Below are 19,068 nucleotides of genomic sequence, written 5' to 3' on the forward strand. Positions count from 1 at the left end.
TAACATTACCCCTGTCCACGCCGGGCTCAGGGCTTCCCGATCACCATCGCGATGGCGGCCGCCACGAACGGAAATGGCCGACACCGCACAGCGGAACCAGACGAAACGGGCCGGCATGAACGGGATTTCCCACAAGATCACCCGCTGGAAGGCAAACAGGGCCCAGGCGACGACATAGGCGACCACCTGCGGCACCCCGCCACCCGACTTCAGTGCCACAGTGCCGATGGAGAAGCCGATCACGGGTCCGCCGGGCGTGGCCGCGCCGGCGATCACGGCGGTCGCGACACCCAGCCAGCCACTGTCCGGGCCGAGCCAGCCGGTGATCACCTCCTGCGGGATGATGGCGGCGATGTAGCCGGAGCCGATCACCCCGAGCGCGATCCGCGGCACGATGTTGATGAAATCCATCGAGCCTTCGCGCAGCGAGGCCTTGAACACCGGAGGTCCGCGGCGAAAGGCGATCAGGCCGACGCCGAACACCGAACCCCACAGCAGGATGTCGATGAAAAGCGCGGCGCTCAAGTCTCGTTGTCCTTCGGCTCGGGCTGCGGATACAGCCGGACATAGACGAAGCGGCCGAGCGCGCCGGCGAGCACCGGCAACGGCAGCGAGATCAGAATCCGCCACAGCGTGAAATCGGTGCCCATGATCGGGATTTCCCAGGCCACCGCCCGGCCATAGCCGATCAGGGTCCAGCTCACGACCATGGCGATGGTGGCGCCGAAATCGGCGCCGACCGCGAGCAGCGCGCTCGCCACGGGATAAGCGGTGAAGGGCCCGCCCGGCAGGATCGCGCCGAAGGCGGTGCCGATCAGAAGTCCCTTCAGGCCGGATTTCGGCCCGAGCGCGCGCGAGACTTTTTCGTGCGGCAGGATGCCTGAGAACAGTGAAAGATCGTGAGTGAGAATGTCGAGAACGCCGTCGGTGCCGTCACGCCGCCAGACCAGCGCCGCGCTCACCGCGACCAGCGCTGCGATGACGATGGTTGACCAGCCGATCGGCTTGCGGACCCGGCCGGGCCGCGGCTCGGACTCCGCGTCCTCGGCAGGCGCCGGGTTCTTCGGGGAATGTTCTGACAACGGGCTCGGGTCGGATCGAGGGTGATGCCCGTCCTGATTAAGGGCGGCGTCCGTTCGATGCAAACGGTACCATCACAGGCTGATGCGCGTACCGTGCAGGACTCGTTCAATCAATTCCGCACAGCAAAAGGGCGGCCGCGCATGCGACCGCCCTTTATGTCATTCCAGGGCGGCGAAGCCGAACCCGGAATCCATGTATCCGCTCGGGCTGACGCCCGATAGATTCCGGGCTCGCGCTTCGCGCGTCCCGGAATGACGCTTACGCCTTCTCGAACAGGGACTCGACGTATTCCCAGTTCACGAGGTTCTCGACGAACGCCTTGAGATAATCGGGGCGGCGGTTGCGGTAGTCGATGTAGTAGGAGTGCTCCCAGACGTCGCAGCCGAGAATCGGGGTGGCGCCGTGCACCAGCGGATTCTCGCCGTTCGGGGTCTTGGAGATCTCGAGCTTGCCGTTCTTGACCTGGAGCCAGCACCAGCCGGAGCCGAACTGGCCGACGCCGGCCGCCTGGAAGTCTGTCTTGAACTTCTCGAAGCCGCCGAGGTCCTCGTTTATTTTCTTCTCAATCTTGCCCGGCAGCTTGGTGCCGCCGCCATTGGGCTTCATCCAGCTCCAGAAGTGGATGTGGTTGTAGTGCTGGCCGGCATTGTTGAACACCGCGGGGTTCTTGCCGAACGAGCCCTTGACGATCTCTTCAAGGGACTTGCCTTCCCATTCGGTGCCCTTGAGCGCGTTGTTGCCGTTGGTGACGTAGGCCTGATGATGCTTGTCGTGGTGGAATTCCAACGTCTCCTTCGACATGAACTGGCCGAGGGCGTCATAGGCGTAAGGGAGGGGGGGCAGCGTGAAGGTCATGGGATGTTGTCCGCGACTGATGGGGAACTGGCTTAACGGGGACTCTTATAGAAGGTTCCGGCGCCGTTAAATACCGCCAATTTGCGAAAAGGCGCGATGGGACGGCTTGGCCGGATTGCACAACTTCGCCGCACAGAGCGGCGATCAACCCAAGCCGGTCAGCCGGCGCAAAATCTCATTGCCTTTGAAGCGGTTATGACAGAACGAATGGACCGCGCAGCCGCGTTGCGAGAGACAGAGCCATGAGCATCGAGATCGACATTCTGAACGGCGACGCCTCGTGGCGAATCGCGGAGCCGCTGCATCAGGCGGTCTGGGGTCCGCAACAGATTGCGAACAAGCCCTGGGCCCACGTCAAATGGGCCAATGCCGATTTGCGCGTGCTGATCGAGACGCCCGAGGACGGCCTCGTCTGCCATGTCGGCATCTATTTCCGCACCGTCACCTGGAATGGGCAGAAGGTCCATATCGGCGGCATCGGCGGGGTCTGCACCCGCGAAGACCGGCGCGGCCGCGGCTATGCGACCGTGGCGATCGACGCGGCGGTTCATACCATGCGCGCCAACGAGGCGGTCCGCTTCGCGCTGTTGTTCTGCGAACCCCACAATTTCTCGTTCTACCAGACCCGGAGCTGGCTGCCCTTCAACGGGGAGGTCTACTGCGAACAGCCGGAGGGGCGAATCCGTTTCACCGACATGGCGCCCTTTGTCTTCAACATCGTCCGCGCGCCGACGCTGGGCACCATCGACCTATGCGGCCTGCCCTGGTGAGCCCTGCGTGAGCGAGGGCTGCGCGGGCCGCCTCATGCCCTATAATATGTCGGTCATCATCCAATATTCCGCCCGGTGAACATGACGATCGACGCCCCCTTAGACGCCGTCCCGCCGCTTGCGCCGGTCGCCTCCCCGATCGCCAGCCTGCTGAGCGCGCCGATCCTGCCGACGCTGCTTCGGCTCGCGATCCCCAACATGATCGCGATGGTCGGCAGCACTTTGGTTGCGATCGCCGAGACCTCCTATATCGGCCGGCTCGGCACCATTCCGCTGGCCGCGATCGCGCTGGTGTTTCCGTTCGCGATGCTGACGCAGATGATGAGCGCCGGCGCGATGGGCGGCGGCGTCTCGTCCGCGATCAGCCGCGCGCTCGGCGCCGGGGATCGCGACCGCGCCGCGACGCTGGCGCTGCATGCCGCCATCATCGGCCTCTGCGGCGGGCTGTTCTTCACGGTGATGATGCTCGCCTTCGGCCGCTCGTTCTTCGCGCTGCTCGGCGGACGCGATCGCGTGCTCGAGGAAGCCAGCGGCTATTCCCAGGTGCTGTTCTCCGGCGCGGTCGCGATCTGGCTCGTCAACACGCTGGCCTCGGTGATCCGCGGCACCGGCGACATGCGCCTGCCCTCGATGACACTGATCGGGGCGAGCGTGCTGCAGATCGCGCTCGGCGGCACGCTGGGGCTCGGCCTGTTCGGCGTGAAGGCGTTCGGCATGCCGGGCGTCGCCAGCGGCCAGCTGATCGCGTTCACCTGCGCCGCGATCTTCTTCCTCTGGTATCTCGCGTCCGGCCGCAGCCGGCTGCCGCTGAATCTTCGCGCATTTCATTTCGAGCGCGGGATGTTCCTGGACATCCTCAAGGTTGGTGCGGTGGCCTGCCTATCGCCGCTCCAGACCGTGCTTACCATTCTGATCTTCACCAAGATCCTCGCGACTTTCGGCACCGAGATGCTGGCCGGCTACGGTATCGGCTCGCGGTTGGAATTCTTGCTGATCCCAATCACCTTCGCCTTCGGCATCGCCTCGGTGCCGATGGTCGGCATGGCGATGGGCGCCGGACAAGTGAAGCGCGCCCGGCGTGTAGCCTGGACCGCCGCTGCAGCTTCCGGATTGACGGTCGGTCTGATCGGGCTCGCTGTCGCGCTCGCTCCATCGCTGTGGGTCGCACTCTTTACGCGCGATCCCGGCGTCACCGCCGCCGCGCACAGCTATTTCCACTGGGCCGGCCCGACCTTCGTGTTCTTCGGCATCGGCGTATCGCTCTACTTCTCCTCGCAAGGCGCCGCGCGCGTCGGCGGCCCCGTGCTCGCTTCCACCGCACGGCTTCTGATCGTCGCCATCGGCGGCGTAATCCTGATGACGGCGCAGGCGCCGGCCTGGACCTTGTTCGCGCTGGTCGGCGGCGCCATGGCGGTGTTCGGCCTGTCGACTGCGGCCTCGGTCGCCTTCGCGCGCTGGGACAAATGATCGCAGGTCAATGAACGCAGGCAAAGGAACGCAGGAATGTGATTCCTGCCGGCGTTGCACTATCCCGCCGGGCTGCTATGGAGGCGCTCCATTTTCGAGGCCTTCTCCATGACGTCCAGATTCGCCGCTCTCATCATCCTTCTCGCTGCGCTGCTCGGCGCGCCGGCCGCGCATGCGCAGAGCGCCGATGGGACTTGGCTGACCCAGGCGGGCGATGCGCGCGTCAAGATCAGCAAGTGTGGCGGCGGTATCTGCGGCGTCGTCGCCTGGCTGCGAGAGCCCTACGATACCGCGACCGGCCAGCCCGCCACCGACAGCAAGAATCCCAATCGCGAGCTCGCCCGACGCCCGATGATCGGCTTGCCGCTGTTCAGCGGCATGCAGCCGTCCGGTCCGAACAAATGGTCCGGCCAGATTTACAATGCCGACGACGGCAGCACCTATGCCAGCAGCATCTCCGTGACCGGAGCGGATTCGCTGCGGGTCGAAGGCTGCGTCGGCGCGCTCTGCGGCGGCGAGACCTGGACGCGGGCCGGGCGCTGAGTTCGATTCACTCTCGTGCCCCGGACGCAGCGCAGCACGTAGTTATGCGCTGCAGAGCCGGGGCCCATTGCTGTGTGGGTCCCGGCTCTGCGCAGCGTCACTGCGTTCCGCGGCGCGTCCGGGACACGAGAATGTTTCACGCCATCATCGCCTTCAGCGCCGTCGCGGCCGAGGCATAGCCGCCTCGTGCGCCGTCGATGAAATGGACATGATCGCTGCGCAGCACCGACGGCGTGAAGCAGGTCATCATGGCGGCGTCCTGCTGATGGAGGCCGTAGCGCACGATACCCTCGCGCGCAGCTGCCGCCAGACGATCGCTCAACGCGCGTTCGAGCTGCGGCGTGCAGTCGAGGATCATGCGCAGGCCATCGTCATATTTCCTGAAGTCCGAATTCTCGACCACCTGCCGTTTATAGACATTCGGCACGAAGCCGCCGACGTTGAGGTTGAAGCGCATGACCAGATAGATGAACATGGTGTAGGCCAGCACGGTGGCGCGGCGCGCGAGCAGCGGACCACCGCGCCTGGTGCGGGCTTCGTATTCCAGCCCCTGCGGCGGCCATTTCAGCGGCGGTCCCTGCGACGGCACCGGGCGCGCGCCGTCCGGGCTGCGTTCGACGAGATGAACGATGTCCTCGATCACCTTGCGGAAGGCATGCGGGTCGGCGCCGCGCGCCGGCATCACCAGAACCGACAGGATCAGCCCACGCGAGGCCGGCATCACCTCGAAGCGGCAGGACAGGCCCGAGAGATCGGGCTGCGTGCCTGCCGGGGCTTCCGGCACGGCAAACTCGCCGCGTTTCATCGCGGCATCGGCGAAGGCGAACCCGCCGCCCGAGAACATTGCATAGGACAGGTTCGCGGACGGCCCGAAGCGCGCGACGCGCACGTCGAGGCCCTGCGCGCGGATGGCGCTGACCGGCACCAGCGCGACGCGCATCGTCAGATCGAGATCTTCCCGCACCCAGGTCGCGGTTGCCGCCAGCGCCTCGCGCGCGGATTCGAGATCGCCTGGCGCAACCGCAAAGCTGGCGCCGTCGCCGCCGAACACGAAGGGGAATTCGCGGCCTGCCAATGCATTCGTCACAGCCGCAATCACGGCGGCGCCGGCCATGTTCACCGCCTTGTAGCGCTGCGCCGCGATCGCCTTGGTGGAATCGACGATGTCGGCAACGCCGATGCTCCAGTCGTCCGGCAGCGGCGCATAGAGCGCCGGATCCATCAGGCTGGTGAAGCCGCGGAAGACCGGAATGCCGCCATAGAAGGATTCGCCTGAGGTCATCCGGGATGCCGTATGGTTGGAATGCAAAACAAATACGTAGCGGGATCGATCCGGGTCGCCGGCCGCGGGCTTCTGTAATCATTGGCCGAAACGGGCCAGGACAACAAGATGCGGCAACGACAGGACGCGGCCGCGTTGCAATGCCGCAGCGTGTCATTGATCGGCATCAAGCGACCGGCCGGGAAGAGCGGCTATCGTCCTCAACTCCAAGGGTTGCATGGGATGATCGAGGTGTCCGACTTCGGCAACAACGACTCCGCCTCTCCGGTCCGCCGGCGCACGGGCATCGACCCGATCAGCGCGGTGAAGATGCCCGAAAAACTGACGGCAGCCGTCGATGCCTGGGCTGAGTCACATCAGCTGACCCGCTCGGATGCAATCTGTCAGCTGATCGAGCTGGGTCTGAAGACGGCGCCCTCGGTCCTCTCCTTGGCGCACCCGATCGCATCGGACGCCACCAGGATCGAAGAGATCGCAGTCCACGAGATCAAGGCGCTGCTCGATCCGGCATTGCCGGCCGACGAACGCGAGCGCCGCATCCGCCGCCTCACCGAAGGGCCGCCGGAATTTTCACACGAGCGAATCGACCTGCCGAAGGACCCGCCGAAGCACCGGACGTGAGATAGCTAGTGCAGCTTCTCGTCCTGGCGCTTGCGCAAGCTATCGAGAGCCGCATCGTGGCAGCCGACCAGGCGTACGAATTGCTGCGGATACATTTCGTGGCCGTGATCACCGGAATTCTGATGCGTCATCGGCGGGCAACGGACGTCGTCCGGCTTGCCGCGCGATTGCTCCGTCCGGCCCTGACCTGAAGCGGTTACGTTGGGCATGGTCATGGACTGCTCCCTGTCGATTAGGGCAGATCGATTGACGTAACCCAATCGATTGCGGGGCATCTTATGACCAAATCCGGCTGAGTGTCATTGTGCCGGATCAATTCAATTGTGGCGGCGGGGTTCCGCTTACGCCGTGTTTCCCGCATCGATGGTGAAGACGGTCCCGGTGACGTTGCGACCGCCCTCTCCCAGGAGATATTCCACCATGCGCGCAACGTCGTCTGTCTCCGGCAGGCGGCGCAGCGCGCTGCGGCCGGCGATGCGCTTGCGCGCCTCGTCGGACAGGCTGTGCGTGAGCTCGGTGTCGATGAAGCCCGGCGCGATCGCGTTCACGGTGATGCCGAGCTTGCCGACCTCCCGCGCCAGCGAGCGGGTGAAGCCGGTGGCAGCCGCCTTGGTCGCGCCGTAGACGGACAAGCCGTTGTAGCCGGTGGTCGCGATGATCGAGGAGATGTTGATGATGCGGCCGGCGCCGTCGGCCATCATCTGCCGCGCGACGTATTTGGTGAGGATGATCGGCGACAGCACGTTGAGCTGCACCAGCGCCTCGATCTCGGAATTGTGCATGGTGGCAAGCAGGCCTTCGGTGCCGAGGCCGGCATTGTTGACGAGGCCGTAGGTCGGGCCGAATTCGTCGCGCACGAGTTTTGCGAACGCCGGAATGGCGTCGATCACGGCAAGATCGCAGGCGCGGAAATGCAGGCGCCCGCTCGACTCGGCAATCGCCGCCTTGAGCTCGTCGCTCTCGCGCCGCGCCGCCGCGATCACGTTGTAGCCGGCGCCGACCAGACGTCTGCCGATCGCAAGACCGATGCCGCGGCTGCCGCCGGTGACGAGGACATTATGCATCGGTGCGCGCCAGTTTTCCGGCCGGGGTGACGTCGAGCGTCTCGACGAAGCGGATCACCGCCGGCACTTTGTGAGACGCGAGCTGCGCGCGGCACTGATCGAGGATCTGCTCGCGGATCTCCTTCGCGCAGGCGGGATCGGTGCCCTCGGCGAGAATCACGTCGGCGACGACGATGCCGCCGGTGATCGGGCTCTTGCGCGATTTGGCCCGCGACATCCGCACGTCGGAATGGCGATTGATGACCGCTTCGATCTCTTCGGGATGGACCTTCAGCCCGCCGATATTGATGATGCCGCCGCGGCGGCCCACGAAATAGTAGCGATCGCCGCGCAGCTCGACGATGTCGCCGCTGTCGACAAATCCATCGCCATCGGTGAGCGCGGCGGCATTGCGGCCGACATAGGCATGTGCGGTACGCGTCGAACGGATACGGAGCGAACCGTCGACCACTTTCATCTCGACGCCATTGCGATTGCCGAGATAGTCGGCCGGAAAGCCTTCCAGCCCGTCATTGACGGCAAAACCGACACCGGCTTCGGTCGAGGCATAGGCATGACCGACGGAGGAATTGGGGAATGACGCCTTCAGCCCGTCGAGTACCGCCTGGTCGGCGATTTCGCCGGAGAGGCGGACATAGCCCGGTGTGAACTGCGCGGCCGAACCGCTCATCAGGAGCTTGCGCCAGTGCGAGGGGGTGCCGGAGATGTGCGAGACCCCGCGCGCCTTCAGCCGCGCGACGTGATCGCCGAGCGCCTCGTGCGGGTCGGACAGCACCATCGAGCCGCCGGAAAGGACGGCGCGGAGGAATATCTGCAGGCCGCCATAGCGGCGGATGTCGTAGAACGTCGCCCAGACCGGCGCTGGTCCCCGTGCGGGGCCTTCGGCAACGATCGCACCGGTCAGCGCGTCCAGCGTGTGGCCGACGATCTTAGGCACGCCTGAGGTGCCTGAGGTGAGCATCAGCCATTCCGTCGCGCGTTCGGTCTTGGCCGGCGCGGTGGCTTCGAGCGGCAATTGCGCGGTGACGATGAGCGGGACGCCTGTGCCGGCCCAGCGATCTGGCTCGTCGGTGAAGACGGCGTCGATTCCGGCATCGGCGATCAACGCATCCAGATGCGCCGGATTCAGGTCGGGCGGGCACAGCAGCATGCGACGGGCGATGCCGTCGAGCTCGATCATCGCGAGGCCCGACCGCAGCTGATCGGACAATTTGAGCAGCACGGAGCGGCCGGACAATTCGCGCAGGCGGCCGCCCAGGACCGTCTGCGACAGGATATCGGTCAGCGACACGCAGACGTTCGCGTCGGACAGCGTACGGCCGGTCAGCTCCGCGCCGAGATGGTCGCGAAGCGCGAAGATCTCACGCGGGGACATTTTCGTAGGCCCGCACGAAATCGCCCACCGTGGCGGGAAACGCTGCGTCCTCGGAAATGGTGAAGGGATCGACGCCGGTCTCGTCCTCGAGACGCGCGACCAGAATGGCGAAGGCGAGCGAGTCGAAACCCGTCTCGTGCAGCGACAGATCGTCCGAGAGTGCGGGAAGCGTGACGTGCTGCTCTTTGGCGATCTGCTGGATCGCCTCGATGACCTTAGACCTTACCGACATGGCTGGCTCGCTTTATTATCGTTGGTGTTGCGGCGGCTCTTGCTGGCCGCCTCCCCATGGGGCGCTTGTTTACCCGAGAGAAGTAAATGGCTTCTTGGACAATTCAGATAAAATTGGACCTATCTGCGGATTTTTGGCGAGATCTACAGCCTGATCGAGCCGTCCACGATCCGCCCATGGGCCTCCGTATCCAACGCCACATAGGCCGCGGACTTCGGGTCTGCCATGAATAGCGGATCGGACATCGCGGCAGGATCGAAGCCTTCCCGTGCGAGGTCGCCCTTCTTCTGCTTGAACGTCTCGGTCGCATCGATCTCGCTGGAGATGCGGATGAAGACCGGGCGCGCATAGGCCGGCAGGCGTTGCGCCAGATATGCGGGCAATGCCGCGATGTCGAAGCCCTCATTGACGACGATCGCGCTCATGCCGGCGCGGCCGTCCGCCCCGGGAATGCTGACGCCGTAGGTGGTGGCGTCGACCACGCCGGTAAAGTCGCGCATCGCGTCGTTCACCTCCGAGGTCGCGACGTTCTCGCCCTTCCAGCGGAAGGTGTCACCGATCCGATCGACGAAATGGAAAAAGCCCTTGTCGTCGATCCGCATCAGGTCGCCGGTACGGAACCAGGCATCGCCCCACGCGAAGACATCGCGTAGAACCTTCTTCTGGGTCTCGCCTGCATCGGTGTAGCCCTCGAAGCGGCCGCCGCCTTCATCGGCGGTACCGATGCGGCCGATGGCCTCGCCAGCCTCACCGCGGGCGCAGGCGAGGCAAAACCCCTCTTCGTTGCGCAGCGGCACGCCACTGTCGGGGTCGAGCCTGACGAGATTTGCCGGAAAGCGATGCGCCAGCAGCGGCGGGATGCGGCCGATCGCGCCCGGCTGTCCCTCGACGTTGAACAGCGAGAAATTGCCTTCCGTCGCCGCATAGAATTCGAGGATACGCGGAATGGCAAAGCGCGCCTGAAAGTCTTCCCAGATGTCGCCGCGCAGGCCGTTGCCGCAGACGAGGCGGAGACGATGCCGGTTCTCATATTCCGAGGGTGCCGCCTTGAGCAGATAACGGCAGAGCTCGCCGATATATTGAAACAGCGTGCAGTCATGCCGCACGATGTCGGACCAGAAATGCGAGGCCGAGAATTTCTCCGCGATCACCACCGAGCCGCCGGCGGCGAGCATGCTGCACGGCGCGACGATGCCGCCGACCGAGTGGAACAGCGGCAGGCAATCGTAGAGCCGGTCTTGCGGGCTCGCGCCTGTGAGACCGGCGAACCAGAAGCCCCAATTGAGAATGCGGCGGTGGCTGATGCTGGCGGCTTTCGGCAGGCCTGTCGTGCCCGAGGTGTAGATCAGCAGCGCACGGTCGTCGATGGTGACGTCACCGCGTTCCTCTGGCGACATGGGAGCATCGTCCAGCGCCGCGAGGGCGACGTCGATGGCGCGCTCGCTGCGGGCATCGCCATGGGTCCAGACCTTGGCCTGCGTCTTCAAATGCGGCGTTGCAGTCTCCAGCATCTCCGTCAGCTCATGCGCCACGATGATATGCGAGGGCTTTGCGACATCGAGGCAATGCGCGAGCGAGGGTCCAACCAGCTTGGTGTTGAGCAGCGCGGCCACGCCGCCGATCCGGCTGATGCCGAGCCATGCCGCGACATAATCGATGCCGTTCGGCATGATCAAGGCGACCGTATCGCCCTTGGCAACGCCGGCCGAGCGCGCCCAGCGCGCGTAGCGGTTGATGCGCTTCGACAGGCCTTCGTAGTCGAGACTTGCGTCGTCCGTGACCAGCGCGACGCGGTCGGGCTGGCGCTGTGCCCAATCGTCGATGACGTCGGCGAACAGACGTCCCGGCAGCGTCTCGATGCGCGCGGTGAGCTCGATGGCCTTCAGCCAGATCTTTGAAGCCGAAGGCGCACGCGCGGCTTTCGAGCGCTCGATGATACTGGTCGTCATACCGTTCATGCTTTCGGGGCTGTCTGCTCTCTTCCCAAGCTTAGCCCGCGCGCTTTGCCCAGGTGTTAAGAGACAGGGTAAAACCCGGTTAGTACGCGATTAACTCTAGCGATCCTTTACCAAGCCGGCGGGATCGGCGTGCGCGGTTGCGTGATTTTTGCGATAGCAAGGCGAGAATGGGATGCAGACCATGATCGCCAGACGACATTTCCTTCAGACCGCCGCCAGTGCCGCAGCCGCGCTCGCCGCGCCGCGCGCTTTTGCCCTCGGCAACCCCTCCTATCCCTCGCACAGCGTGAAATGGGTGGTGCCTTATGCGCCGGGCGGCGCCACCGACGTGCTGTCGCGGCTACTCTGCCAGCGTCTGTCCGAACGGCTCGGCCAGACCTTCGTGGTCGAGAACAAGCCGGGTGCCGGCAGCAATATCGGGACGCAGGCCGTGATCACCTCGGCACCCGACGGCTACACGCTGCTGCTGACTTCGACCGCGAACGCGATCAACGCCTCGTTCGATCCGGCGCTGCCGTATGATTTCGCCAAGAGCATCGCGCCGGTCGCCGGCGTCGCGCGAATTCCGCTGGTGCTGGTCGTCAACAACGACCTGCCGGTCAAGACCGTCGCCGACTTCATCGGCTACGCCAGGGCCAATTCCGGCAAGATATCGATCGCCTCCTCGGGCATCGGCACCTCGCTGCACCTCTCGGGCGAATTGTTCAAGTCGATGGCCGGCGTGCAGTTCACTCACGTCCCCTATCGCGGCTCGGCACCGGGCCTGACTGACGTGATGAGCGGCCAGATCCAGGGCATGTTCGACAATGTCACCTCGTCCTTCGAGCTGGTGCGCGCCGGCAAATTGCGCGCGCTCGGCATCACCACGCGCGAGCGCTCCGAGATCCTGCCCGACGTGCCTCCCATCTCCGACACGCTGCCCGGCTATGAGACGAGCTCGTTCTACGGCGTCGGCGCCCCGCACGACACGCCGCGCGAGATCGTCGACCTGCTCAATCGCGAGATCGACGCCGCGCTGTCCGATCCCGCCATCAAGGCCCGCATCGCCGAACTCGGAGCTGTCCCGCTGCACGGCACCGCCAATGAGTTCGGCGGCATGCTGACCGACGAGACCGGTCGCTGGCGCAAGGTCGTGGAGCTATCGGGGATCAGGAAGGAATAGCGTCTCCCGTAGCGCAGACCACGCGCGATTGCTCAGCAGCGCGCAGCCTCAATCCGCCGTGAATTCGAGATTGAACCGGATCGGATTGATCGGCTTCGTGACGAATCCGACCGTCTTGCCGTTCAAGCCGGCGAACGGGCCGGATGCGAACTTGACGATTCCCTTGCCCAAGGATTCGACCCCCACGAGCTTGCCGTCTTTCATCACGGCTTGGGCGGAGCCTTCGGTCAGCTGTGTCACGAGGCGTCCGCCGGGAATGCGGTGCACGCCGCCCCCGATCACCATCGTCGCCTTGGTGCCCTCCCACTCGACGACATTCGACGCGGAATAGACCGCGCCCTTCAGCAATCCCTCGACGCCGACGCAGACATAATCCTGCGCCACCAGATTGTGATCGGGACGGTCGCCAATCGGCTCCTGGGTGAAAAAGCCGGCAAGGCTGCATTCGTAACGCGCGATCACGTCCGCGCGGGCGGGCTGGAAAGCGATCATGACAAGGGTCGAGCCAATGAGCGCCGTAAGGGTGCACCTGTTCATGGAAATCTCCTCGCGTCGTGCGCCCGATCTGAAGGCCGGCATGATGCCGGACTCCTGACGTCGGGCTGCGCGCCGAAAGTGTCCGGGAACGCAGCTGCACGCGTTGACCTGGCTCAACCTTCGTGGCCGACGGGAAGCTCGAGGGCTAGCGGCCGCGCGTCTTGGGGAAATGGTACGATGCCGGCACGTGGGCCGGATAATACGGGTTGAGATCGCAGATCGCGGAACGGCCGGAGGCCGTGGCGCGGCACTGCGGTATCGAGGTGAAGGAGCAGTCGTACCACTCCCCGCCTCCCCCATTCGCACCTGAGTAAACGTGCATGCAGACGGGGTACCGCGGATCGAAGGTCTGCGCATGCGAGGACGCGGGCGTGAGCAGCGTGCCGGCGATGATGATCAGGCCGAACGAGAAGCGCATGAACAATTTTCCGATACCCTGCATCGCGGGCGTTAATGCTGCTTCTTGTGACGCCGGCGCGGCTGCTGCGGCGGCTGGTCGAAGCGGTAGTAGGGGTTGACGTCGCAGCTTGCCGAACGGCCCGACGCGGTCGCACGGCACTGCGGCAGCGAGGTGAAGGAGCAGTCGAAATAGTCGCCGCCGCCACCGCCGAAGCCGCCGGGCGTGTAGACGTGCATGCACACGGGGTAGTTCGGATCGTAGGTCTGGGCGCTGGCATCTGCCGCGACGAACAGCGCGGCAATCGCGGTGAGAGTCAGAATCGGCAAGCGCATGGACTTCATCCTCGAATCGACGGCCCGGCTGATGCCGACGGCCTGCTATGGCATAACACGAGGCCGGCGGCGACTGTTCCTGGGACAGATGACGGCAAGGTGAGTGCTTGGACCGCGGCGCTAGGTGCCGAGGCCCTGCAACACCAGCCGGTTCAGCCTCGCCGCAAACGCGGCCGGATCCTCCGGCAGTTCACCGTCCAGGATCTGCGCCTGCTCGAGCAGGAGCAGGCTGAGATCGTCGACCGCCTTCGAGCCGGCTTGCGCCTTGGTGATCGCGCCCACCATCGGATGGCGCAGATTGATCTCCAGGATCGGCTTGGTCTTCATGCCGCGGTTCTGCTGCGACAGGATGCGCTCGAGTTCGCGGCTCGGGCCCTGGCTGTCGGCGACGAGGCAGGAGGCCGAGCTGGTGAGGCGCGTTGAGGCCTTGACGTCGCTGACACGCTCGCCGAGCGCGGCCTTGATAACGGCGATGGTGGCCGCTTCGTCGGCCTCCGGCTCGTCCTTCTTTGCCTCGTCGGGGTCGTCGACGCGCGGAATCAGGTCGAGATTGAGATCGCCCTGGCTCAGCGACTTCAGCGGCTTGCCGTCGAACTCCGACGGCATCGAGGTCCAGAACGCATCGACCGGATCGGACAGCAGCAGCACCTCGATGCCGCGCGCGGTCGCAGCCTCCAGCCGCGGATTGGATTTCAGCCGTTCGATGCTGTCGCCGACGAGATAATAGATCTCGGTCTGGTTCGGCTTGAAATCGGCGATAACCTGCTTCAGCGACCGTTTCTCGCCCGATGTCGTCGTGAAGCGCGACAGTGCCAGCAGCTTTTCGCGGCGCTCGAAATCCTCATAGATGCCTTCCTTGAGCACCGCGCCGAAGGCGTCCCAGATCTTTGCAAAATTCTCCGGATCCTTCTCGGCCAGGCTTTCGAGCTCCGACACGACGCGGGTCGCCACGGCTTTGCGGATCTGCGCCAGCTGCGGATTGTTCTGCAACATCTCGCGGGAGATGTTGAGCGGGAGGTCCTCGCTGTCGACGACGCCGCGGATGAAGCGCAAATATCCCGGGAGCAGATCGGCATCGTCCGTGATGAAGACGCGGCGGACGTAGAGCTTCACCCGGCCCTTGCGGTTCGGCTCGAACAGGTCGAACGGCTTCGTCGAGGGCGCGAACAGCAAAACGGCGTAAGAGTAGCGGCCCTCGGCGCGGTAGTGCAGCGTCATCGCGGGATCGTCGAAGGCGGATGCGATCTGCTGATAGGCCTTCTTGTAGTCGTCCGCCGTCAGCTCGGATTTCGAACGTTGCCACAACGCGCTCGCCGAATTGATCTGACGCGGCTCGCCTTCTTCCGGCACCAGCTCGATCGGGAACAGGATGTTGTCGGAATAGGCACCGATGATGCGCTCGATCTCGAAAGCCTCGAGATATTTCTTGGCGTCGTCTTTCAGATGCAGGACGATCTCGGAGCCGCGCGTCACCCGCGCCGCTTCCTCGTCGCTCGCACGTGCGATCTCGAAGCCGGAGCCGCCGGAGGACGTCCAGGTCCAGACATCGCTCTCGCCGGCGCGGCGGCTGACCACGACGATCTTCTCTGCGACCATGAAGGCGGAATAGAAGCCGACGCCGAACTGGCCGATCAGGCCGAGGCCGTCCTTGGCCTCCTTCAGCTTGGACACGAACGCCTTCGTACCGGAGCGGGCGATGGTGCCGAGATGGTCGATCAGCTCCTGCCGCTCCATGCCGATGCCGTTGTCGGCGATCGTGAGCGTCCCGGCCGCCTTGTTCGGGATGATGCGGATTTTGAGCGCGTCGCCCTCGCCGAGCAGGGAAGGATTTGCAATCGCTTCGTAGCGCAGCTTGTCGCAGGCGTCCGAGGCGTTTGAAACGAGCTCGCGCAGAAAGATGTCCGTCTCCGAATAGACGGAGTGCACCATGAGGTGCAGAAGCTCGGAAACCTCGGCCTGGAAGGGCTGCGTATGCGCAGCCGTGTCTGACGTCGTCATGCGTTTACCCGGTCAAGAATAAGGAGGAACCCGGGGTATAACGCGATCGGAGATGGGATCAAGAGGACGTGAACGGTCCCCCTTCCGGCGGACGAGCGGATTGCCCATGGAGGGCCATGCGGATCAGGTCACGCAGCGGCCGGGCTGGAGCAATTTGGCCACTTCGGTCAGGGAGCTGACCATCGGCTCGCAGGCGATGGTCGGCTTGTTTCGGCCCTGCTTCTGCAGCGTGAGCGGCGGCTTGGCGCTGCCGGTCTCGATGACTGCGGGGACCCGGAGCAGCACTGACGTAGAGGGAAGGTCGTTCAGCCGCATGGAGACGGTGCGGGTGGGAACGCCCTGCTTGATGTCGGCGAGCCGGTCGGACTTTCCGGAGCGGTTGATATTGTGGCCGGGCTGATCGGCTTTGTCGGCGACCGTCTTCCAACGGTCGGCCAGATCGTGGCCGGAGGCCAGTTGCGCAGCCCCGAGCGCGAATGTAATCGCGGCGGCCCCGAAAATTGCTTTGTAAATCTGTGACATGGCTGTCGATCCCTCGCCCCATGGCGATCGGGGGAACAACGCCGGTGAAGGATCAGGGGTTCTCAGTGGTTACGATCACTTAACCGTGTCCTATATCCGGGACAGCGTGCGCAAAATATTTCGCACGGCGTGGAACGTCTCGCGCAGGCGGGAGTCGTCTCAACAGCCGGCTATTCCCCCCTGCCCCATAAGCCGGCGACGTAGGGCGCGACTGTGGTGATGCCAGTCGCGCCCTGCTTTTTTCTAAGTTACATCAATGCCTTAGAAGAGCTTTTTGCACCCAACCCCACCTTCTACCCCACCCGCAAATTTCCCAGCTTGGCACTGCGTTGTGGAGAACCACTAGGCGGGCCGAATTCTTGGCGATAGTCTTTCCTGACTCGCGGGCGGCGACTCCACCTTTGCAAGTAGAGCCGCCGCCTTCCGGGGAGCCATTGGAGCGGGAGCCGGTGTCATCGTGCGGACGGCATGGCTTCCGCTCCTAGCGCTCACATCGTCGCGAAGCCGTTACGAATCGCCGTGAGCACATGCCCGGTAGTGTCAACATGCCGGGTAAGACTCGCAACGCACATCCGCCTGCAATGCCCCGCTTTGTGGAATCTGTGGACGGGGTGTGCATAGCCCGCCGCGCGCCTTGACGGACTGCGCGCGGTCAACGCGTACGCGAACGGCAGGACCGTCTTTAAGACAGTGGCGCGCTCCACCACCGCCCGTCCGACAGGTTGGGCGCGACACAATCGGGGAAACTTCCGCGAGCGATCTTGCAACCGTAGGTCTCAGGCCCGACAATCGCGATTTATTGCCGGGGGACATTGATGACTTTGGTTGAGACGGGCTTCAGCGAAACGGACGAGCGGCCCGCATTTCTCTTCGACCTGCGCGGACGGGTGCGAAACCTTAGCCTGCCAGCATCCCCTGCAAACGCGTTAATTCCACTATTCGAAGCCATTTCGAACTCCCTTCATGCCGTTGAAGCCCGTTATGGGGACAACTTCCCAGACGCTGGAGAAATTGAAATCGAGGTTTTACGATCAGGGCAGCAAGAAGACGCGGCTGTTGTCGGCTTCGTGGTCCGTGACAATGGAATTGGGTTGTCCGACGCCAACATGAAGTCTTTCCGCACGTCGGATTCGCCCTACAAAATATCCAAGGGCGGGAAGGGCGTCGGTCGGCTTACGTGGTTGAAAACTTTCGGAGACTGTGAAATCCGGAGTTGGTTCGAGCGCGACGGCAAGCCTATGCAACGGTCCTTCAGCTTTTCTCTGAAACAAGAGAACCCCATCGCAAGACACACTGTAACAGTCGCCCCTCACAGCTTCAAATACGGAACAGAGGTAAAACTCGCTCCGTTTCTCAGTCCATACGATGCGCATTGCCCCAAGCGCACCGGGACGATAGCGGCAAAGGTCGTGGGCCATTTCTTGAGTTATTTCGCGGTGGGCAAGCTACCTCGCATCACCCTATCCGACGCCGAGACAATCGACCTGAGAGCATTCTACACGGAGAATCAGAGTCGCAACGATGTTGAACCAGTGTCTCTCCCGCTGCCTCTTGGCCTGGACGAGCACTCCGAATTTGAGATCTTTCACGTCCTCTTGAAGAAGCAACTGCGTTTCCACGATAGCGGCGGATTGCATTGGCTTTTTCAAGCGGGGAACGGGCGCGTTGCTAAGCAAGAGCCCATCGATAGCCAACTAGGATTAAAATACGTCGGTGAAGATCGCGACTGCGTCTATGTCGGCCTCGTTGTGGGCAAATACCTTGACGCGCATGTTAACCAAGAGCGTACCGGCTTCACCTTCGGCGACGAAGGCGGAAAGCTGATTCACAAGGCCGCTGTGGATTCTGCTAAGCGGTTTCTATCTGAGTACATCGTTGAAATTCGAACTCGCCAGATGGAGACGACAGACAGATTAATCCGAGCAAATCCGCAATTTCTCCCCTTCCGCGACTCACTTGGCGACTTCGTAGAAAACAATCTGAGCCTCGGAACGCAAGGTGAGGAAGACATTTTCTTGGAGTTAAGTCGGCGGAAGCTACGCGCAAAGCGGAAACTCGACAGCGAAATCACTTCACTGAAGAATGATGGAGTGCAACAGCTAGAGCAAGATATCCAGCGCATCACCAAGGCCCTCAACAACGAGAAGAAAAGCTCCCTCGCTGAATACGTGGTGCGCCGCAAAGAAATATTGGAGCTCCTAGATTCATCCCTTGCATTCGCTGATCAAGAAAAGCAACGGTACTACAAAGAAGAATACATCCACGAACTCATTGTGCCGATACGCTCAAGCTCAGAAGAGCTCGATTACAATCAGCACAATCTATGGATTTTGGACGACCGCCTCGCCTTCTATACGTTCTTCCGTTCGGATAAGCCGTTCAAGACATATGTAGATGGCTCCGACAGCACCAAAGAACCCGATGTTGCGATCGTCTTCGAACGCGCTCTTGCATTCCAGCGGGAAGGCCGTGACGAGCCAATCGTAATTGTTGAGTTCAAGCGTCCCGGCCGCGATGACTACGATGGCAACAGCAGTCCGGTTGCTCAAGTATTGGACTACGTGGACGTTTTCAGGTCGGGGACCGCTGTCAAAGATCGCGCGGGGAAAATCATTAAGCCGATTGACCTATCTACCCGGTTCATTTGCTTTGTAGTTGCCGATTTTACAGAGACCTTAAAGAAGGTTATTCGAACTTCAGTCGCCAACAACCCGACGGCGGACGGCCAGGGGTTCTTCGGCTACTCGCGCGAACACAATGCCACCGTAGAAGTCGTGCCCTATGACAAGGTGCTGCACGATGCGAGAGTGCGCAACGAAGCGTTCTTCTCCCGCCTCGGTCTCTTGTAAGCGCTGCGTACCAACAGC

General features: G+C 63.3%; 19 protein-coding genes and 1 pseudogene. 6 read left to right on the plus strand and 14 right to left on the minus strand.

Annotation, left to right across the window (positions count from 1 at the left end):
* Nucleotides 1–26: 26 nt before the first annotated feature.
* From C7G42_RS12495 to C7G42_RS12505, 3 genes and pseudogenes are all read right to left on the minus strand, one after another.
* Nucleotides 27–525 (minus strand): annotated as a pseudogene (locus tag C7G42_RS12495) (hypothetical protein).
* The gene (locus C7G42_RS12500; protein WP_106949272.1) at nt 522–1,082 is read right to left on the minus strand and encodes a permease; all 561 of its coding nucleotides are present in this window, start codon (nt 1,080–1,082) and stop codon (nt 522–524) included. The pseudogene C7G42_RS12495 and the gene C7G42_RS12500 overlap by 4 nt, the downstream one beginning before the upstream one ends.
* A gap of 259 nt (nt 1,083–1,341) precedes the next feature.
* Nucleotides 1,342–1,938 carry a superoxide dismutase gene (locus C7G42_RS12505; RefSeq protein WP_028139981.1) on the minus strand — a complete coding sequence of 199 codons (597 nt, stop codon included), beginning with the start codon at nt 1,936–1,938 and terminating at the stop codon, nt 1,342–1,344.
* A 242-nt stretch (nt 1,939–2,180) separates the two neighbouring features.
* Here C7G42_RS12505 and C7G42_RS12510 point away from each other — a divergent pair, with 242 nt between their 5' ends.
* From C7G42_RS12510 to C7G42_RS12520, 3 genes are all read left to right on the plus strand, one after another.
* Nucleotides 2,181–2,708 (plus strand): GNAT family N-acetyltransferase, encoded by a 528-nt coding sequence (locus tag C7G42_RS12510; RefSeq protein ID WP_106949273.1) that lies wholly within the window; start codon nt 2,181–2,183, stop codon nt 2,706–2,708.
* An 81-nt stretch (nt 2,709–2,789) separates the two neighbouring features.
* The gene (locus tag C7G42_RS12515; RefSeq protein ID WP_199580866.1) at nt 2,790–4,175 is read left to right on the plus strand and encodes an MATE family efflux transporter; all 1,386 of its coding nucleotides are present in this window, start codon (nt 2,790–2,792) and stop codon (nt 4,173–4,175) included.
* A 108-nt stretch (nt 4,176–4,283) separates the two neighbouring features.
* Nucleotides 4,284–4,718, plus strand: a complete 435-nt coding sequence (locus tag C7G42_RS12520; protein ID WP_106949707.1) for a DUF2147 domain-containing protein — start codon at nt 4,284–4,286, stop codon at nt 4,716–4,718.
* A gap of 136 nt (nt 4,719–4,854) precedes the next feature.
* Here the strand turns inward: C7G42_RS12520 and C7G42_RS12525 are convergent, their stop codons facing one another.
* Nucleotides 4,855–6,000 (minus strand): DUF3095 domain-containing protein, encoded by a 1,146-nt coding sequence (locus tag C7G42_RS12525; RefSeq protein WP_106949275.1) that lies wholly within the window; start codon nt 5,998–6,000, stop codon nt 4,855–4,857.
* Nucleotides 6,001–6,222: 222 nt separating this feature from the next.
* Here C7G42_RS12525 and C7G42_RS12530 point away from each other — a divergent pair, with 222 nt between their 5' ends.
* Complete coding sequence (locus C7G42_RS12530; protein ID WP_106949708.1) at nt 6,223–6,621, plus strand: hypothetical protein; 399 nt, start codon at nt 6,223–6,225, stop codon at nt 6,619–6,621.
* A 5-nt stretch (nt 6,622–6,626) separates the two neighbouring features.
* Here C7G42_RS12530 and C7G42_RS12535 read toward each other — a convergent pair whose 3' ends face one another.
* The 5 genes from C7G42_RS12535 to C7G42_RS12555 form a co-directional block, all read right to left on the minus strand.
* The gene (locus tag C7G42_RS12535) at nt 6,627–6,836 is read right to left on the minus strand and encodes a hypothetical protein (protein WP_106949276.1); all 210 of its coding nucleotides are present in this window, start codon (nt 6,834–6,836) and stop codon (nt 6,627–6,629) included.
* Nucleotides 6,837–6,962: 126 nt separating this feature from the next.
* The gene (locus C7G42_RS12540; protein ID WP_106949277.1) at nt 6,963–7,685 is read right to left on the minus strand and encodes an SDR family NAD(P)-dependent oxidoreductase; all 723 of its coding nucleotides are present in this window, start codon (nt 7,683–7,685) and stop codon (nt 6,963–6,965) included.
* Nucleotides 7,678–9,060, minus strand: a complete 1,383-nt coding sequence (locus tag C7G42_RS12545) for a class I adenylate-forming enzyme family protein (protein ID WP_199580867.1) — start codon at nt 9,058–9,060, stop codon at nt 7,678–7,680. The genes C7G42_RS12540 and C7G42_RS12545 overlap by 8 nt, the downstream gene beginning before the upstream one ends.
* Nucleotides 9,047–9,292 carry an acyl carrier protein gene (locus C7G42_RS12550; protein ID WP_015688794.1) on the minus strand — a complete coding sequence of 82 codons (246 nt, stop codon included), beginning with the start codon at nt 9,290–9,292 and terminating at the stop codon, nt 9,047–9,049. Before C7G42_RS12550 ends, C7G42_RS12545 begins: the two co-directional genes overlap by 14 nt.
* Before the next feature lie 143 nt (nt 9,293–9,435).
* Nucleotides 9,436–11,250 carry a long-chain-acyl-CoA synthetase gene (locus C7G42_RS12555; protein ID WP_106949279.1) on the minus strand — a complete coding sequence of 605 codons (1,815 nt, stop codon included), beginning with the start codon at nt 11,248–11,250 and terminating at the stop codon, nt 9,436–9,438.
* Nucleotides 11,251–11,431: 181 nt separating this feature from the next.
* On the opposite strand from C7G42_RS12555, the gene C7G42_RS12560 reads away from it, so the two are divergent.
* The gene (locus tag C7G42_RS12560; protein WP_106949709.1) at nt 11,432–12,412 is read left to right on the plus strand and encodes a Bug family tripartite tricarboxylate transporter substrate binding protein; all 981 of its coding nucleotides are present in this window, start codon (nt 11,432–11,434) and stop codon (nt 12,410–12,412) included.
* A 48-nt stretch (nt 12,413–12,460) separates the two neighbouring features.
* On the opposite strand, the gene C7G42_RS12565 is transcribed toward C7G42_RS12560, so the two are convergent.
* The 5 genes from C7G42_RS12565 to C7G42_RS12585 all read right to left on the minus strand — a co-directional run bounded on the left by C7G42_RS12565 (nt 12,461) and on the right by C7G42_RS12585 (nt 16,201).
* Nucleotides 12,461–12,949 (minus strand): hypothetical protein, encoded by a 489-nt coding sequence (locus tag C7G42_RS12565; RefSeq protein WP_106949280.1) that lies wholly within the window; start codon nt 12,947–12,949, stop codon nt 12,461–12,463.
* A gap of 145 nt (nt 12,950–13,094) precedes the next feature.
* The gene (locus C7G42_RS12570) at nt 13,095–13,367 is read right to left on the minus strand and encodes a DUF3551 domain-containing protein (protein ID WP_106949711.1); all 273 of its coding nucleotides are present in this window, start codon (nt 13,365–13,367) and stop codon (nt 13,095–13,097) included.
* A 32-nt stretch (nt 13,368–13,399) separates the two neighbouring features.
* Nucleotides 13,400–13,681, minus strand: a complete 282-nt coding sequence (locus tag C7G42_RS12575; RefSeq protein ID WP_106949710.1) for a DUF3551 domain-containing protein — start codon at nt 13,679–13,681, stop codon at nt 13,400–13,402.
* Between the two features lie 120 nt (nt 13,682–13,801).
* Complete coding sequence (htpG, locus tag C7G42_RS12580; RefSeq protein ID WP_106949281.1) at nt 13,802–15,679, minus strand: molecular chaperone HtpG; 1,878 nt, start codon at nt 15,677–15,679, stop codon at nt 13,802–13,804.
* A 123-nt stretch (nt 15,680–15,802) separates the two neighbouring features.
* On the minus strand, nt 15,803–16,201 hold the full coding sequence (locus tag C7G42_RS12585) for a hypothetical protein (RefSeq protein ID WP_106949282.1): 399 nt from the start codon (nt 16,199–16,201) through the stop codon (nt 15,803–15,805).
* 815 nt (nt 16,202–17,016) lie between these two features.
* On the opposite strand from C7G42_RS12585, the gene C7G42_RS12590 reads away from it, so the two are divergent.
* Nucleotides 17,017–19,050, plus strand: coding sequence for an ATP-binding protein (locus C7G42_RS12590; protein WP_106949283.1), 2,034 nt, complete (start codon nt 17,017–17,019; stop codon nt 19,048–19,050).
* Nucleotides 19,051–19,068: the final 18 nt, after the last annotated feature.

Source organism: Bradyrhizobium sp. MOS003 (assembly GCF_003020125.1).
Classification (GTDB): Bacteria; Pseudomonadota; Alphaproteobacteria; order Rhizobiales; family Xanthobacteraceae; genus Bradyrhizobium.